This window comes from Sphingomonas glacialis (genome assembly GCF_014653575.1).
GTDB lineage: Bacteria > Pseudomonadota > Alphaproteobacteria > Sphingomonadales > Sphingomonadaceae > Sphingomonas > Sphingomonas glacialis.
The window spans coordinates 1-1,755 of record NZ_BNAQ01000028.1 but is presented as its reverse complement, the minus strand read 5'-3'; the positions used below and the strand labels follow the sequence as shown (position 1 = coordinate 1,755).

At 67.1% G+C, this 1,755-nt stretch carries 2 protein-coding genes; both read left to right on the top strand.

Translation table 11 applies throughout. The annotated features are described in order from the left end of the window. Positions 1-1,500: IS21 family transposase (istA, locus tag IE187_RS21080; protein WP_189677951.1), on the top strand; the 1,500-nt coding region annotated here is incomplete at its 5' end. Continuing rightward, on the top strand, positions 1,487-1,755 hold a 269-nt coding region (locus tag IE187_RS21075; protein WP_229839643.1), incomplete at its 3' end, for an ATP-binding protein. The genes istA and IE187_RS21075, both read left to right, overlap by 14 nt.

The window sequence follows — 1,755 nt, the reverse complement described above, 5'->3', positions numbered from 1 at the left end:
ACTGTGGTTCGGGTTCGGCGTGAGTACGCCGGCGGCAAGCCGATCAAGGCGATCGCGCGGGATCTTCGATTGTCGCGCAAGGTGGTGCGCAAGGCGATCCGCGCACCGGAAGGTTCGTTCGATTACCATCGGTCGGTGCAGCCGCTGCCGCGGATCGGACCGTTCCAGGAGCGGCTCGATACACTGCTCGCCGATAACGAGGCGCGCCCGCGTCGCGATCGGCTGCGGATGACGCGGATCCACGATCTGCTGCTGCGCGAAGGCTTTGAGGGATCGTACGATGCGGTCCGGCGCTACGCCACGCGCTGGGCCGAGGCGCGGCGCAAGGATCCCGGCGCCGGCGTGGCGGCATTTATCCCGCTGCTGTTCAGGCAGGGCGAGGCGTACCAGTTCGACTGGAGCCACGAAGACGTGGAGATCGCGGGCAAGCCGATGCGCGTGAAGGTCGCCCATGTGCGGCTTTGCGCATCGCGGGCGGTGTATGTTCGGGCTTATCCGCGCGAGACGCAGGAGATGGTGTTCGACGCGCATGCGCGCGGCTTCGCCTTCTTCGGGGGGGTGCCGCTGCGCGGCATCTACGACAACATGAAGACCGCGGTGACGACCGTGTTCGTCGGCAAGGAGCGCGTGTTCAACCGTCGCTTCCTGGTGATGGCGGATCATTACATGGTCGAGCCGACCGCCTGCTCGCCGGCCGCCGGCTGGGAGAAGGGCCAGGTCGAGCATCAGGTCCAGACGATCCGAGGGCGGCTCTTCAAGCCCAGGCTGCGGTTCGCCAGCCTGGAGGAACTGAACGGCTGGCTGGAAGCCGAGTGCCGCCGCTGGGCGGAGATGCATGCGCACCCCGAGCATAAAGAGATGACGGTCGCGCAGGCGCTGGAGTTGGAACGGCCCGCGCTCCAGCCGATGCTCGCACCGTTTGACGGCTTCCACGAGACGCAGCATGCGGTGACCGGGACCTGCCTGATCAGCTTCGATCGGAACCGCTACTCGGTTGCCGCCAAGGCGGTGCGTCGTGCGGTCCAGGTCCGGGCCTATGCCGACCGGATCGTCGTGCGGATGGGCGACGAAGTGATCGCCGATCATCCCCGGTTCTTCGGTCGCGACCGGACGATCTACGACCCCTGGCATTATCTGCCGGTGCTGGTGAACAAGCCTGGCGCGCTGCGCAACGGGGCGCCGTTCCAAGGCTGGGATCTACCGCCTGCGCTCGCTCGGCTGCGCCGCAAGCTCGGCAGCGATGACGATGCCGATCGGCGGTTCGTCCGCGTTCTTGCGGCCGTCCTCAGCGATGGCCTGGATGCCGTCGAGGGGGCCGTTCGCGAAGCGCTCGACGCCGGTGCGGTCAGCGACGAGGTGATCCTCAACATCCTGTCACGGCGGCGAGAGCCGCCCCGGCTTGCATCCATCGTCACGTCTGAGGATCTGACGCTGATGCACCCGCCGATCGCCAACTGCGCCCGCTACGACAGCCTGCGAGGCCTCCATGCAGCGGCATGAGATGATCGACGCGATGCGCGGGCTCGGGCTCAAGGGCATGGCAGGCGCGTTCGACGACGCGGTCACCACAGGGATCCAGCGCAAGCGCACTGCGATGGAGATCCTGAGCGATCTGTTGCGCGCCGAGGGCGCGCATCGCCACGCCGCCTCGATCCGCTACCGCATGACGGCTGCCAGACTGCCGGTCGTGAAGGACCTCGACGCGTTCGTGTTCGAGAACACCCCGATCAACGAAGGGCTGGTGCGCTCGCTTCA